The organism is Pseudomonas sp. AO-1 (genome assembly GCF_019775695.1).
Taxonomy (GTDB): domain Bacteria; phylum Pseudomonadota; class Gammaproteobacteria; order Pseudomonadales; family Pseudomonadaceae; genus Aquipseudomonas; species Aquipseudomonas parakoreensis.
Genome location: NZ_CP079947.1, coordinates 2,638,936 through 2,652,472, shown reverse-complemented (window position 1 = coordinate 2,652,472; position 13,537 = coordinate 2,638,936). Strand labels below are relative to the sequence as shown.

The 13,537-nt window shown below is 59.6% G+C and carries 13 protein-coding genes; 6 read left to right on the top strand and 7 right to left on the bottom strand.

Annotation, left to right across the window (positions count from 1 at the left end):
- Positions 1 to 52 precede the first annotated feature (52 nt).
- Positions 53 to 829: an NAD(P)H-dependent oxidoreductase gene (locus KVQ82_RS12375; protein WP_108183059.1), complete on the top strand. Its 777-nt coding sequence runs from the start codon at positions 53 to 55 to the stop codon at positions 827 to 829.
- Between the two features lie 131 nt (positions 830 to 960).
- Here KVQ82_RS12375 and KVQ82_RS12370 read toward each other — a convergent pair whose 3' ends face one another.
- The 3 genes from KVQ82_RS12370 to KVQ82_RS12360 form a co-directional block, all read right to left on the bottom strand.
- Positions 961 to 1,980 (bottom strand): AbrB family transcriptional regulator, encoded by a 1,020-nt coding sequence (locus KVQ82_RS12370; RefSeq protein WP_222019012.1) that lies wholly within the window; start codon positions 1,978 to 1,980, stop codon positions 961 to 963.
- 144 nt (positions 1,981 to 2,124) lie between these two features.
- The gene (locus tag KVQ82_RS12365) at positions 2,125 to 2,547 is read right to left on the bottom strand and encodes an HD domain-containing protein (protein WP_041073433.1); all 423 of its coding nucleotides are present in this window, start codon (positions 2,545 to 2,547) and stop codon (positions 2,125 to 2,127) included.
- A 15-nt stretch (positions 2,548 to 2,562) separates the two neighbouring features.
- Positions 2,563 to 2,943 (bottom strand): hypothetical protein, encoded by a 381-nt coding sequence (locus KVQ82_RS12360; protein ID WP_222019011.1) that lies wholly within the window; start codon positions 2,941 to 2,943, stop codon positions 2,563 to 2,565.
- A gap of 354 nt (positions 2,944 to 3,297) precedes the next feature.
- Here KVQ82_RS12360 and KVQ82_RS12355 point away from each other — a divergent pair, with 354 nt between their 5' ends.
- Positions 3,298 to 3,660, top strand: a complete 363-nt coding sequence (locus KVQ82_RS12355) for a hypothetical protein (RefSeq protein ID WP_222019010.1) — start codon at positions 3,298 to 3,300, stop codon at positions 3,658 to 3,660.
- 136 nt (positions 3,661 to 3,796) lie between these two features.
- Here KVQ82_RS12355 and KVQ82_RS12350 read toward each other — a convergent pair whose 3' ends face one another.
- The 4 genes from KVQ82_RS12350 to KVQ82_RS12335 all read right to left on the bottom strand — a co-directional run bounded on the left by KVQ82_RS12350 (position 3,797) and on the right by KVQ82_RS12335 (position 9,099).
- On the bottom strand, positions 3,797 to 4,345 hold the full coding sequence (locus KVQ82_RS12350) for a cupin domain-containing protein (RefSeq protein ID WP_011333561.1): 549 nt from the start codon (positions 4,343 to 4,345) through the stop codon (positions 3,797 to 3,799).
- 358 nt (positions 4,346 to 4,703) lie between these two features.
- Positions 4,704 to 5,987 carry an FAD-binding oxidoreductase gene (locus tag KVQ82_RS12345; RefSeq protein ID WP_222019009.1) on the bottom strand — a complete coding sequence of 428 codons (1,284 nt, stop codon included), beginning with the start codon at positions 5,985 to 5,987 and terminating at the stop codon, positions 4,704 to 4,706.
- Between the two features lie 51 nt (positions 5,988 to 6,038).
- On the bottom strand, positions 6,039 to 7,529 hold the full coding sequence (locus tag KVQ82_RS12340; RefSeq protein WP_222019008.1) for an aldehyde dehydrogenase: 1,491 nt from the start codon (positions 7,527 to 7,529) through the stop codon (positions 6,039 to 6,041).
- 193 nt (positions 7,530 to 7,722) lie between these two features.
- Complete coding sequence (locus KVQ82_RS12335) at positions 7,723 to 9,099, bottom strand: glutamine synthetase family protein (protein WP_041073455.1); 1,377 nt, start codon at positions 9,097 to 9,099, stop codon at positions 7,723 to 7,725.
- Positions 9,100 to 9,381: 282 nt separating this feature from the next.
- On the opposite strand from KVQ82_RS12335, the gene KVQ82_RS12330 reads away from it, so the two are divergent.
- The 4 genes from KVQ82_RS12330 (at position 9,382) to KVQ82_RS12315 (ending at position 13,436) form a co-directional block, all read left to right on the top strand.
- Positions 9,382 to 10,143, top strand: a complete 762-nt coding sequence (locus KVQ82_RS12330) for a gamma-glutamyl-gamma-aminobutyrate hydrolase family protein (RefSeq protein WP_222019007.1) — start codon at positions 9,382 to 9,384, stop codon at positions 10,141 to 10,143.
- Between the two features lie 367 nt (positions 10,144 to 10,510).
- Positions 10,511 to 11,653, top strand: coding sequence for a polyamine ABC transporter ATP-binding protein (gene potA, locus KVQ82_RS12325; protein WP_041073459.1), 1,143 nt, complete (start codon positions 10,511 to 10,513; stop codon positions 11,651 to 11,653).
- A complete protein-coding gene (locus KVQ82_RS12320) occupies positions 11,650 to 12,564 on the top strand; it encodes an ABC transporter permease subunit (protein WP_041073460.1) in 915 nt (304 codons plus the stop codon). Before potA ends, KVQ82_RS12320 begins: the two co-directional genes overlap by 4 nt.
- Entirely contained in the window at positions 12,561 to 13,436 is an 876-nt protein-coding gene (locus tag KVQ82_RS12315) for an ABC transporter permease subunit (protein WP_007962456.1), read from the top strand. Before KVQ82_RS12320 ends, KVQ82_RS12315 begins: the two co-directional genes overlap by 4 nt.
- Positions 13,437 to 13,537: the final 101 nt, after the last annotated feature.

Here is a 13,537-nt window from a genome sequence, read left to right as displayed (position 1 = left end):
AATATACCGATCAAGGATTGATCCTGCCTGCATTCAACCAAGGAGTTGCCACATGAATGTGCTACTGGTCTACGCCCACCCCGAACCCACTTCGCTCAACGGCTCGCTCAGGGACTTCACCGTCCAGCGCCTGCAAGCCGCCGGCCACACCGTGCAGGTCTCCGACCTGTATGCGATGAACTGGAAGACCACGATCGACGCCGATGACGCTCCCGGTCGCGATGAAAGCCGGCCATTCCACGCCTCGATCGATTCGAAACTGGCTTACCAACAGGGCCGGCAGTCCGCCGACATCGCCCGCGAGCAGGAAAAACTGCTGTGGGCCGACGCATTGATCCTGCAGTTTCCGCTGTGGTGGTTCACCATGCCGGCCATCCTCAAAGGCTGGGTCGAGCGCGTGTATGCCTACGGGTTTGCCTACGGTGTCGGCGAACACTCCGATGCGCGCTGGGGCGAGCGCTACGGCGAAGGCAAGATGAAAGGCAAACGCGCGATGCTGCTGGTCACCACCGGAGGCTGGGATTCGCATTACAGCCCACGCGGGATCAACGGGCCGATTGATGATTTACTGTTTCCGATCCAGCACGGCGTGCTGTTCTACCCCGGTTTCGACGTGGTGCCGCCCTTCCTGGTGTACCGCGCCAGCCGCATGGATCAAGCGCGGTTTGCCGAGACCTGCGAGGCACTGGGCACGCGTCTGGATGAATTGTGGAGCACGCGGCCGATAGCGTATCGGCAGCAGAATGCAGGGGATTATGAGATTCCGGCGTTGACGCTCAAGGACGATGTCGCCCCCGGTGAGGAAGGCTTCGCCGCGCATCTGCGTTGACCCGAAAAAAAAGATCGCAGCCTTCGGCAGCTCCTACAGGGAAAACGTAATTCCTGTGTAGGAGCTGCCGAAGGCTGCGATCTTTTGCTTCTAATGTGCTGTAGGCGCACCGGCCCGACGTCCAGGCCGGATCAGCTTTGTTCCCGCACTCGCCGCACCTGCACCAACAACGCCGGCGCAAAGTGCAGCAACACCATCCGCGCCAGATGATGCGTGAGGATAAACACCACATTCAGCCCACCGGCAAACGCGACAATCGCAATCGTCTCGATCGCCCCCGGCATATACGCCAGCCACAGCGACAACGGATCACTGCCCAGCCAGCGCGCGGCGACTTCGGCAAACGCCGCCGCGATCACAATCATCAGCCCCACCGACACCAATGCCGTCCGCCCATGTCGCCCCAGCTCCGCAAGACCGAGCCCCTGAAAACGCGAGCCGATCCGCACGCCCAGAATCAGCGCCGCCAGATTCAGGCTCCAGTCCGGCATGTGGAAGCCGTGCAGCCATCCCGATTTCACAAACGCCGCCGTCAGCAGGATCGCCGTCAGCATGAACGGCGCCGGCACGCCGATGGCCAGCAGCATGCGCCCAAGCACCACACTCAAACCGATCAGTGCGAATACGGTCAACGCCATGCCTGTGCTCAACGGAGGGCTTTCAACCACCGCCACCGAGCCCTGTCCGGGAATCAAAAAGCTCACCAGTACCGTGATCAACAGCAAGCGCATCAGGTGCACGATGATGACCTTGCTTGAGGCCTTTTCCGACTCCAGCAAATCGAACACCGCCGCCAGTGCGCCGGGGTATACCGCCAACAGCGCATCGGTGCGATTCCATCCTGCGCCGCGGGTCAGCCACCATCCGGCGAGGGCGATCTGTACGGTCAGGCATAGCAACAGGACGCCGAGGCTTGGCAACATCGCCGACGCCGTTGCACTGTCCCACGCCTCGAACATCAGCCCGGTGGCGATACCCAGCGTGACCTGGATGTAGCCCAGACCATAAGGCGTTGCGGGAGCAAAACCGCTGCGCGTGGTGACCCATGCGGTGACGAGGATCGCCCCCAGCAACAGGCCATGAGGAACACCGCTGACCTGCAACGCAGCGCCGACAGCGGCAGCGATCAACAAACACAGAATGGATTTCATATTCTTCGCCTTCCTGGCTATTTCCCTGATGTATTCCACTCCCCTGTAGGAGCTGCCGAAGGCTGCGATCTTTTGACTTTGTTTTTTAAAAGCAAGATCAAAAGATCGCAGCCTGCGGCAGCTCCTACAGGGGGGGATTCGTTCTTACGTGCGCAACCGCCCAATCGCCCGCCGATACTTCTCGACCCGTTCCAGATCCTCCCAACTCGGCGAGGCGATCCGCGACAAGTCGCTGTTCTCTTCCAGATCCGCCAGTTTTACCACCCGGCCAATCGGGTTCTGCGCCGCGCGCTCGACGAAATCCTCGTAGGATTCGCCCGGCACTTTGGTCACCGACTCAATCGCCGTCAGCACCTCTTCGCTGAAACCTTCCTTGCGCAAGTCATCGAGGCTGACGCCGCAATCCTCGACCACGTCGTGCAGCACCGCGACGATGCGTTCTTCCAGCGAGTTCATGCGCAACATGACTTTCAGCGGATGCAGAATGTACGGCGCACCGCCCTTGTCCACCTGCCCGGTGTGGGCGGTGGCAGCGATGGCGATAGCGCGTTCGAGGGTTTGAGTCATGCGAGTCTCCGTGGTTTAAACGCCGTAACGGCCGCCGACATGAATGTTGCGTTTGAGCCAGTTGCCGATTGTTTTCAAGCGCCCCACTGGCTGGGAATGTTGTTCAAGAATCACGGAAACCAATATCGCCTGATCCGCCCCCGGATGCGCATCGATCACCTGCGCCACCCACGCACAATCGGCCTTCTTCAAATGCTCACGCCATTCGCCGGGCCAGCCATCCAGCTCATCCAGCGCCAACCACCGCGCCCCGCCCTGCTCGACATGCCCGCCGCCAATCGATTGCTCGAAGCAGAACGGTGTCGCTGGTCGGGACTGGTCGATGCTGAAAATATAGATGTCTTGAGTGGGGTGCTGCGGCGTGGGCGCGTTGTTGCGGCTGCCGATTTCGATCATGCGCGGTTCCGTCCGTGGGTGAGGCGTTACAACTTGTTTCGCAGTCTACGTCGTGGTGACGATGCGGGGAACCATTGGCGATGAACCGGGATGTGACGAGTGAAAAATTTGACTGAACGGAGATCGATCAACGTTTCATGGCTTCGCACTGTCCGCGCAAGTCCTGGCTACTGATACCGTTGCAACTGCCTCCGTTAAAGGCAGCGGGATAAGCACCAATCGAAATTATCATAATTAATTAAAAATATTAAAACCTGTCACTTATTACAGGTGACAGCACATTTAACCAAAAGACACTATCACCTCACAGAAACACACCCAAAACCATGTTCACCTAGAAACTGGAGGTTGAGAATGACATATCCCTTGAATGGAAACTATGACGGCGGAAGCGGAAACATATACCTCCTGGTGATTGACAAATTCGACGAGCCAGCCGGAACCTGGAGCGGCTACTTTCATGACACTCGAACAAACAAATGGGAAAACGTGAAAGGCGGCTACCAGTTCTATGGGGACGGCCAAGATGAAACAGTACTCGAATTCCGTACGTCACATGGCGCTTGGAGATGGGAAGCAGACTACGTCGGTGGTTCGCCATCCTTCAAAAAATGGAGCGCCACTCTAAATGGCGCTATTTATACTCCGATCGAGTTTTTCAAAGAGTCAAACACACCAAAAACTCCAACCTTGGCAGAATTAAAGTACGGCGAATAGGCAATTAAGAATTTAGAGAAAAGTTGGAACCATGTTTTAGCAACACCGAAAAATTAATCAAAGCCATACGCTGGCATAAGGGTATGGCTTTGAATAAAACCAAAACCACTGCCTTTCCATACCGTGACGCGAATTATCAAAAATTCGCCGGCGTATTCGCACTAATGATCTCCGCCTCATCCGCCCCAATATTCCGAAATTTATGCGGCAGCGTCGTCGGAAAATAATACCCGTCCCCCGCACTTAACACGCTCACCTGCCCGTCCACCGTCAACTCCACCGTGCCACGGGTCACCAACCCACACTCCTCACCTTCCGCATGAACAATCGGCTCTTCGCCGGAACTCGCACCCGGGGCGTATTGCTCGCGCAACAAACGCATCTGGCGGCTCGGCACTGAGGCGCCGATCAGCAGCAGGCGCAGGCCGTGGCGGCCGAGGTCGGGTTGTTCGTTGGCGCGGAACACGTATTGGTGTTCGCGCGGGGGCTGGTCGAAGGTGAAGAAGTCGGCCAGGGACATCGGGATGCCTTCGAGCAGCTTTTTCAGCGAGCTGACGGAAGGACTGACGCGATTCTGTTCGATCAGGGAGATGGTGGCATTGGTCACGCCGCTACGCCGGGCCAGCTCGCGCTGGGAGAGTTTGTAGCTTTCGCGTACTAGTTTGAGTCGAGAACCCGTATCCATGACAGCCTTATGTGAGTAGTACTTAAGGGTAATGGGGGTGGGTGGCGGGTGCCGCGCAAGGCGCGGATCACGTTGCTCCCGTGTCCCGGAACCGTGAAAGGCGGCTATTAAATCACGTTTGCCGGTGTTGCTCAGCAGGTTCGATGGACGGTGGGTGAAATGAGCCTGCTGGGGGTAATTGCGGGTCAGGCACAAGACCTGTGGGAGCGAGCTTGCTCGCGAATGGGCGGCACATTCAACATCTCTTTTGCTGATAGGCCGCTTTCGCGAGCAAGCTCGCTCCCACAGGGTTTGTGGTGTTGCCGGTCATGTGAAAAAACCGGCGGCGCCTGTGCGGGGCCGCCGCCGGGGAGGTAACTTAGATGCCGAAACGGTCGCGCAGCGAGTAATACACGGCGCCGAGGGCGGTCAACGGGGCGGAGAAGGTGCGCCCGCCGATCATTGGCATGTGCGGCAGCGAGGCGAAGGCGTCGAAGCGTTCGGCGTCGCCGCGGATCATTTCCGAGATCAGTTTGCCGGCCAGGTGCGAACAGGTGACGCCGTGACCGCTGTAGCCCTGCATGTAGTAGGCGTTTTTCTCGATGCGGCCGAATTGCGGCATGCGTGACATGGTCAGCAGGAAGTTGCCGGTCCAGCGGTAGTCGATTTTCACGTCCTTGAGCTGCGGGAAGGTCTTGAGGATCTTGGGGCGGATCAGAGTTTCGATGTCGTCCGGTTCACGGGCGCCGTAGACCACGCCGCCGCCGTAGAGCAGACGGTTGTCAGCGGTGAGACGGTAGTAATCCAGCAGGTAGTTGCAGTCTTCGACGCAGTAGTTGTTGGTGATCAGGCTGCGCGCCTGCTTTTCGGTCAACGGTTCGGTGACGCAGATCTGCGAACCGCACGGCATGCTCTTGGCGGTCACGCGGTTGTCCAGACCCTGCGGCAGGTAGGCGTTGCCGGCGATCAGCAGGTATTTGGCGCGGACCTGACCTTTGGCGGTGCGCACGACGTTGGGCTCGCCGTATTTGATTTCCACGGCAGCCGACTGCTCGTAGATTTTGCCGCCCAGACGCACGATGGCCGCAGCTTCACCGAGAGCGAGGTTCAGCGGATGCACGTGACCGCCCTGCATGTCCAGCAGGCCGCCAACGTAGGCGTCGGAGCCGACCTCGCGACGGATGTCGGCAGCGTCGAGCATCTTCAGATTCTTGTTGCCGTAACGCTCCCAGCTGCGCTTCTGCTCGGCCAGGCCGTTGAGTTGTTTCTTGTTCATCGCCGCGAAGATACCGCCCGGGCGATAGTCGCACTTGATGTCGTAGTCCTTGATCCGCGAACGGATGATGTCGGCGCCTTCGAAGATCATGCTGCCGAGGATTTCTGCGGTCTTGTCACCGTAGCGCTCTTCGATCACATCGACGTCGCGACTGTAGGAGTTGACCAGTTGCCCGCCATTGCGGCCACTGGCGCCGTAGCCGACTTTCGCTGCTTCGAGCACCGTGACTTTGTAGCCGGCCTCGGTGAGGAACAGCGCCGAGGACAGGCCGGTGTAACCGGCGCCGATGATGCAGACGTCGCACTCGACCGACTCTTCAAGGGTCGGGAAATCGATGACTTCGTTGCGGGTGGCGGCGTAGTAGCTGTTGACGTGTTGTTGCTTCATTTTATTGTTCTCCGAGGGTCGCCCATCAAGGGCGACCACCGCTGTAGAAAATCAGAGCTTGATCCAGGTCGCTTTCAGCTCGGTGTACTTGTCGAACGCGTGCAGCGATTTGTCGCGACCGTTGCCCGACTGTTTGAAACCACCGAACGGCGCGGTCATGTCGCCGCCGTCATACTGGTTGACCCAGACGCTGCCGGCGCGAAGGCCACGGGCGAAGGTGTGCGCCTTGCTCAGGTTGCTGGTCCACACGCCGGCGGCGAGACCGAAGATGCTGTCGTTGGCGATCTGCAGCGCTTCTTCAACGGTGTCGAAGGTGATCAGCGACAGCACCGGGCCGAAGATTTCTTCCTTGGCGATGGTCATGGCGTTGGTCACGCCGTCGAAAATCGTCGGCTCAATGTAAGTGCCACCGGTTTCTTCGAGGGTGCGCTGACCGCCAGCAATCAGCTCGGCGCCCTGCTCGCGGCCGAGGCTGATGTAGCGCAGCACGTTGTCCAGTTGACGCTGATCGACCACGGCGCCGACGGTGGTGGCCGGGTCAAGCGAATGCCCCGGCTTCCACGCCTGCAGCGCTTCCACCAGCAGCGGAATGAATTGCTCGCGGATCGAACGTTCGACTAGCAGACGCGAACCGGCGGTGCACACTTCGCCCTGGTTGAAAGCAATGGCACCGGCCGCAGCCTGGGCTGCCGCGCGCAAGTCCGGGGCGTCGGCAAACACCACGTTCGGGCTCTTGCCACCGGCTTCGAGCCAGACGCGTTTCATGTTGCTCTGGCCGGCATAAATCATCAGTTGTTTGGCAATCGCCGTGGAGCCGGTGAAGGCCAGCACGTCGACGTCCATGTGCAGCGCCAGCGCCTTGCCGACAGTGTGGCCGAAGCCCGGCAGGACGTTGAACACACCTTTCGGAATGCCCGCGTCCAGCGCCAGTTGGGCGATGCGGATCGCGGTCAGCGGCGACTTTTCCGAAGGCTTGAGGATGAACGAGTTACCCGCCGCCAGCGCCGGGGCAAATTTCCAGCTGGCCATGATCAGCGGGAAGTTCCACGGCACGATGGCCGCGACTACGCCGGCTGGCTCGCGCGTCACCAGGCCGAGTTGATCGTGCGGGGTGGCGGCGACTTCGTCGTAGATCTTGTCGATGGCTTCAGCGCTCCAGCGGATCGCGTTGGCGGTCGCCGGGATGTCGATGATCATCGAGTCGCTGATCGGTTTGCCCATGTCGAGGGTTTCCAGCAGCGCCAGTTCTTCCTGGTGCTGCAGGATCAGATCGGCGAAGCGGATCAGGATGCGTTTGCGCTCGGCCGGGGCCTTGTTGGCCCACACGCCGGAGTTGAAGGACTGGCGTGCGACTTCGACGGCGAGGTTGGCGTCGGCTTCATCGGTGCTGGCCACGGAGGCGAGGAAACGGCCGTCGACGGGGCTCAGGCATTCGAAGGTGGCACCGCTGATCGCCGGGCGATATTCGCCGTTGATGAAGGCGCGGGATTCGAGGGTCAGGGACTGGAAGCGTTGTTCCCAGTCGTTGCGGGAGGTGGTCATGGTTGTGGCTCGACAAGGGGGATTGATGACTGGCGGGAGGACTCAGCCAATCAGAATTTGGTAATCCGATCCCCTGTAGGAGCTGCCGAAGGCTGCGATCTTTTGATCTTGATCCTGAAAAACAAAATCAAAAGATCGCAGCCTTCGGCAGCTCCTACAGGGAAGGGTGGTGAGTCAGTTACCACCCATTACGTCACACCGTGTGCAGATACCAGTTGTACTCAAGGTCGGAGATCGAGTTTTCGAACTCGGCCAGCTCGCTTTCCTTGCACGCGACGAACACATCGATGTACATCGGGTCGATGTAGCGGGCCATGACTTCGCTGTCGTCCAGCTCGCGCAATGCATCGCGCAGGTTGTTCGGCAGGCTCTGTTCGTTCTGCTCGTAGCTGTTGCCTTCAACCGGCGCGCCTGGCTCGATCTGGTGGGTCAGGCCGTGGTGAATACCGGCCAGTACTGAAGCCATCAGCAGGTACGGGTTGGCGTCGGCGCCGGCCACGCGATGCTCGATGCGCACGGCGTCGGCCGAACCGGTCGGCACACGTACCGCGACGGTGCGGTTGTCGATGCCCCAGCTCGGCGAGTTCGGCACGTAGAACTGCGCGCCGAAGCGGCGGTACGAGTTGACGTTCGGGCAGAGGAACGCCATTTGCGCAGGCAGGGTCTCCAGCACACCGCCGATCGCGTGGCGCAGCGCGGCGTTCTGCTCGGGATCCTCGCTGGCGAAGATGTTGTTGCCTTCTTTGTCCAGGATCGAAATGTGTACGTGCAGACCGTTGCCCGCCTGGCCCGGATACGGCTTGGCCATGAAGGTGGTGTCCATCTCATGGTCGTAGGCGATGTTCTTCACCAGACGCTTGAGCAGCACCGCGTAGTCGCAGGCCTTGATCGGGTCGGAGACGTGATGCAGGTTGACTTCGAACTGCGCCGGGGCGCTTTCCTTGACGATGGCGTCAGCCGGGATGCCCTGCTCTTTCGCGCCTTCGAGGATGTCTTGCAGGCAGTCGACGTACTCGTCGAGATCGTCGATCAGGTAGACCTGAGTCGATACCGGACGCTTGCCGGAAACCGGCGAACGTGGCGACTGCGGACGGCCGTTCACGTTGTCCTGGTCGATCAGGTAGAACTCCAGTTCGAAGGCGGCGCAAATGGTCAGCCCCAGTTCATCGAACTTGCGCACCACGTTGGCCAGCACTTCACGCGGATCGGCGAAGAACGGCTCGCCTTCCAGTTCGTGCATGGTCATCAACAGTTGTGCGGTTGGGCGCTTCTGCCACGGCTCGATGCTCAGGGTGCCGGGGATCGGGTAGCAGATGCGATCGGCGTCGCCGATGTCCAGGCCCAGGCCGGTGCTTTCCACGGTGGAGCCATTGATGTCGAGGGCGAAGAGCGAGGCCGGCAGGTTGATGCCTTTCTCGTAAACCTTGTGAAGACTGGTGCGCTCGATGCGCTTGCCGCGCACCACACCGTTCATGTCTGCAATCAGAAGGTCGACGTACAAAACCTCAGGATGTTTCTTAAGGAATGCGTTTGCTTCGTTGAGTTGAACGGCACGCAGAGGGACCGACATGATGCACCTATTTAGCTGTTAATTATTATGTTCACTGCTGTTTCGCCGAGCCAGTCAATCCGAAAGGCAAAGTGAAGTCAATAGCGAACACCCAGCCGTTCAGCGATTATTTTTAGGGCTTTTTTTAACACTCGCGTGCCAATGCAGGCGCCGCAAGGCTTGGAATCATGAAGATTGGATGAACGACGTTTAGAATTTTTTACATGGCAGTTGTTAATTAAAATCAACGAGGCTAAGCTCCGGAAAAGCTCGTTCAAGTGTCAAACTTCGAGGTGAATAAAAATGGCATTCAAGCCATTGATCGGCGTTACTGCGTGCGTCAAACAGATTGGCCTGCACCCCTATCACATCAGCGGCGACAAGTACGTACGTGCTGTCAGCGTTGGCGCTCAGGGTCTTCCAGTGGTCATTCCTTCCCTTGGCAAACTGACTGAAATCGAAGACCTGCTGGGTCAACTCGACGGTCTGCTGCTGACCGGCTCGCCCTCGAACGTGGAGCCCTTCCACTATCAAGGCCCGGACAGCGAACCCGGCACGGATCACGATCCGGCGCGGGACGCCACCACCCTTCCTTTATTGCGTGCAGCCATTGCGGCGGGCGTTCCGGTACTCGGCATCTGCCGCGGCTTCCAGGAAATGAACGTGGCCTTCGGCGGCAGCCTGCACCAGAAGGTGCACGAGCTGCCGGGCATGCTTGATCACCGTGAAGCCGACAGCCCGGACGTGGCCGTGCAATACGCACCGGCGCATGCCGTGAGCGTGCTGGCGGGCGGTGTGTTCGAAGCGCTGGCGTTGCCGGGCGAGTTCCAGGTCAACTCGATTCACAGTCAGGGCATCAACCGCCTCGCGCCCGGCCTGCGTGCCGAAGCGGTGGCGCCGGATGGCCTGATCGAGGCGATCTCGGTCGAGCACAGCCCGACCTTCGCCCTCGGCGTGCAATGGCACCCGGAATGGCAAGTGCTGGACAACCCGAACTACCTGAAGATTTTCCAGGCGTTCGGTGAGGCTTGCCGGCAACGGGCGGCGCGACGCAACCAGCGCTGACACCACCCAGGATTTCAAAACTGTTTACTGCCCCCACGGGGTCGGCGGTTGCGCGTGTGCGCATCCGTCATCCGTGAAAACAACAAACCGTAATAACAACAAGTACGACCCAGGCAGCCAGGACGGCGGCGCCGAACAAGCCGGATGGCCGGAGCAAAACCGTCAGATCAATGCAAAACCCTGTGGGAGCTGGCTTGCCAGCGATGAGGCCATCACCTCCAACATTGTTGGGGAATGATCCACCGCGATCGCTGGCAAGCCAGCTCCCACAGAGAATGTGATCCGACCGGAAATGCACCTGCAGGCTTGCAATCCACTTAAGCCCGGCCACGTTGGCCGAGCGAACGAAACCTGTTGGGAGTTTCACATGGCAAACGCCTCCAGCACTTACCGGAAGGCACTTGAAGGCCACCAGCAACCGAAAAAGGTTCTGGTGAAAGTCGATCGTGTCACCAAGAAGTTCGACGAAACCACGGCCGTGGACGATGTGTCCCTGGAGATCCATCAGGGCGAAATCTTCGCCCTGCTCGGTGGCTCCGGTTCGGGCAAATCGACCCTGCTGCGCATGCTCGCCGGTTTCGAGCGGCCGACTGAAGGGCGGATTCTGCTCGACGGTGTGGACATCACTGACATGCCGCCCTACGAGCGGCCGATCAACATGATGTTCCAGTCCTACGCGCTGTTCCCGCACATGACCGTGGCACAGAACATTGCCTTCGGCCTCAAGCAGGACCGTTTGCCCGCCAGCGAAATCGACGCCCGCGTCGAAGAGATGCTGCGCCTGGTGCACATGACCCAATACGCCAAACGCAAACCCCATCAGTTGTCCGGCGGTCAGCGCCAGCGCGTCGCCCTCGCCCGCTCACTGGCGAAACGTCCGAAGCTGTTGCTGCTCGACGAACCAATGGGCGCGCTGGATAAAAAGCTGCGTTCGCAAATGCAGCTGGAACTGGTGGAAATCATCGAGCGCGTCGGCGTGACCTGCGTGATGGTGACCCACGACCAGGAAGAGGCCATGACCATGGCCGAGCGCATCGCGATCATGCACCTGGGCTGGATTGCCCAGATCGGCAGCCCGGTCGACATTTATGAAGCGCCGGTCAGCCGCATGGTCTGCGAATTCATCGGCAACGTGAACGCCTTCGACGGCACCGTGGTGGAAGACCTTGAAGGTCACGCGATCATCCACAGCCCGGACTTGCAGCAGAAGATCTACGTCGGTCACGGCGTCAGCACCTCGGTGCAGGACAAGTCGATCACCTACGCGATCCGCCCGGAAAAAATGCTCGTCAGCACCCTCAAGCCAGAAACCCGCTACAACTGGTCCGAAGGCAAGGTGCATGACATCGCCTACCTCGGCGGCCACTCGGTGTTCTACGTCGAGCTGCCCGGCGGCAAGATCGTCCAGTCGTTCATGGCCAACGCCGAACGCCGTGGCGCGCGGCCGACCTGGGACGACAAGGTCTACGTCTGGTGGGAAGACGACAGCGGCGTGGTACTGCGCTCATGAGAACCTTCAATCAGCAATGCCTGCGCCTGGTGCCCAGCGGGCGAAAATTCGTCATCGGCATCCCGTTCATCTGGCTGTTCCTGTTCTTCATGTTGCCGTTCTTCCTGGTGATGAAGATCAGCTTCTCGGAAGCCGCGCTGTCGATCCCGCCGTACTCGGAGATCTACACCTACGCCGAACAGAAATTCCAGCTGATGCTCAACATCGGCAACTACACCATGCTCGGCGAAGACGAGCTGTACCTGTCGGCCTACCTCGGTTCGCTGAAGGTCGCGGCGCTGAGCACGATGATGTGCCTGGTGATCGGTTTCCCGATGGCCTATGCGATCACCAAAGCGAGCAAGGAAGCGCAAAACGTCCTGCTGCTGTTAATCATGATGCCGACCTGGACCGCGATCCTGATCCGCGTTTACGCGTGGATGGGCATCCTCAGCAACAACGGTCTGCTCAACGCGTTTCTGATGTGGACGGGGCTGACCGATCACCCGATCGAGATCCTCAACACCAACACCGCGGTGTATATCGGCGTGGTCTACGCGTATCTGCCATTCATGGTGCTGCCGCTGTACGCCAACCTGGTCAAGCATGATGGCAGCCTGCTGGAAGCCGCGTCGGACCTGGGTTCGAGCAACTTCAACAACTTCTGGAAAATCACCGTGCCGCTGGCCAAGAACGGCATCATCGCCGGTTGCATGCTGGTGTTCATTCCGGTGGTCGGCGAGTTCGTGATTCCGGAACTGCTGGGTGGTCCGGAGACGCTGATGATCGGTCGCGTGTTGTGGCAAGAGTTCTTCAATAACCGCGACTGGCCGGTGGCATCCGCACTGGCAGTGGTGATGCTGTTGATCCTGATTGTGCCGATTCTGCTGTTCAACCGCAGCCAGGCCAAAGAGATGGAGGCACGGGGATGAAACGCTTCGGTTTTTCCAAGTTCATGTTGATCTTCGGCCTGATGTTCATCTATCTGCCGATGCTGATTCTGGTGATCTACTCGTTCAACGCCTCGAAACTGGTGACGGTGTGGGGCGGCTGGTCGGTTAAGTGGTACGTCGGCCTGCTCGACAATACGCAACTGATGGGTTCGGTGGTGCGCTCGCTGGAAATCGCCTGCTACACCGCGATTGCCGCCGTGGCGTTGGGCACCCTCGCCGCCTTCGTCCTGACACGCGTGACACGCTTCAAGGGCCGCACGCTGTTCGGCGGTCTGGTGACGGCGCCGCTGGTCATGCCGGAAGTGATCACCGGTCTGTCGCTGTTGCTGCTGTTCGTGGCGATGGCGCAGTTGATCGGCTGGCCCCAGGAGCGTGGCATCGTCACCATCTGGATCGCTCACACGACGTTTTGTGCAGCCTATGTGGCGGTGGTAGTCTCCGCCCGCCTGCGTGAACTGGATCTGTCGATCGAAGAAGCCGCGATGGATCTGGGGGCCAAGCCGTTCAAGGTGTTTTTCCTGATCACCATTCCGATGATCGCGCCATCGCTGGCAGCGGGCGGCATGATGTCGTTCGCCCTGTCGCTGGACGATCTGGTGCTGGCGAGCTTCGTCTCCGGGCCGGGTTCGACCACGCTGCCGATGGAAGTGTTCTCGGCGGTGCGTCTGGGCGTGAAGCCCGAGATCAACGCCGTGGCCAGCCTGATTCTGCTGGCGGTGTCGCTGGTGACTTTCCTGGTCTGGTACTTCGGCCGCAAGGCAGAAGCCAGCCGCAAGAAGGCGATTCAGGAGGCGATGGATCAGACGGCGAATGAGGCGTGGCAGCAGCCGCAACGCGCCGCCACCGCCTAAGCAACACCGATGAACACTGTGGCGAGGGGATTCATCCCCGATGGGTCGCGAAGCGGCCCCAAGCCAAGCACTTGCGGTGTAACAGGAACACCGCATGCAAT

Coding starts and splice junctions, on each gene's coding strand:
- KVQ82_RS12375 (WP_108183059.1), top strand. CDS start 53: ATGAATGTGCTACTGGTCTACGCCCACCCCGAACCCACTTCGCTCAAC.
- KVQ82_RS12355 (WP_222019010.1), top strand. CDS start 3,298: ATGACATATCCCTTGAATGGAAACTATGACGGCGGAAGCGGAAACATA.
- potA (WP_041073459.1), top strand. CDS start 10,511: ATGGCAAACGCCTCCAGCACTTACCGGAAGGCACTTGAAGGCCACCAG.
- KVQ82_RS12360 (WP_222019011.1), bottom strand. CDS start 2,943: ATGATCGAAATCGGCAGCCGCAACAACGCGCCCACGCCGCAGCACCCC.
- KVQ82_RS12345 (WP_222019009.1), bottom strand. CDS start 5,987: ATGAAGCAACAACACGTCAACAGCTACTACGCCGCCACCCGCAACGAA.
- KVQ82_RS12315 (WP_007962456.1), top strand. CDS start 12,561: ATGAAACGCTTCGGTTTTTCCAAGTTCATGTTGATCTTCGGCCTGATG.
- KVQ82_RS12350 (WP_011333561.1), bottom strand. CDS start 4,345: ATGGATACGGGTTCTCGACTCAAACTAGTACGCGAAAGCTACAAACTC.
- KVQ82_RS12330 (WP_222019007.1), top strand. CDS start 9,382: ATGGCATTCAAGCCATTGATCGGCGTTACTGCGTGCGTCAAACAGATT.
- KVQ82_RS12370 (WP_222019012.1), bottom strand. CDS start 1,980: ATGAAATCCATTCTGTGTTTGTTGATCGCTGCCGCTGTCGGCGCTGCG.
- KVQ82_RS12340 (WP_222019008.1), bottom strand. CDS start 7,529: ATGACCACCTCCCGCAACGACTGGGAACAACGCTTCCAGTCCCTGACC.
- KVQ82_RS12320 (WP_041073460.1), top strand. CDS start 11,650: ATGAGAACCTTCAATCAGCAATGCCTGCGCCTGGTGCCCAGCGGGCGA.
- KVQ82_RS12335 (WP_041073455.1), bottom strand. CDS start 9,099: ATGTCGGTCCCTCTGCGTGCCGTTCAACTCAACGAAGCAAACGCATTC.
- KVQ82_RS12365 (WP_041073433.1), bottom strand. CDS start 2,547: ATGACTCAAACCCTCGAACGCGCTATCGCCATCGCTGCCACCGCCCAC.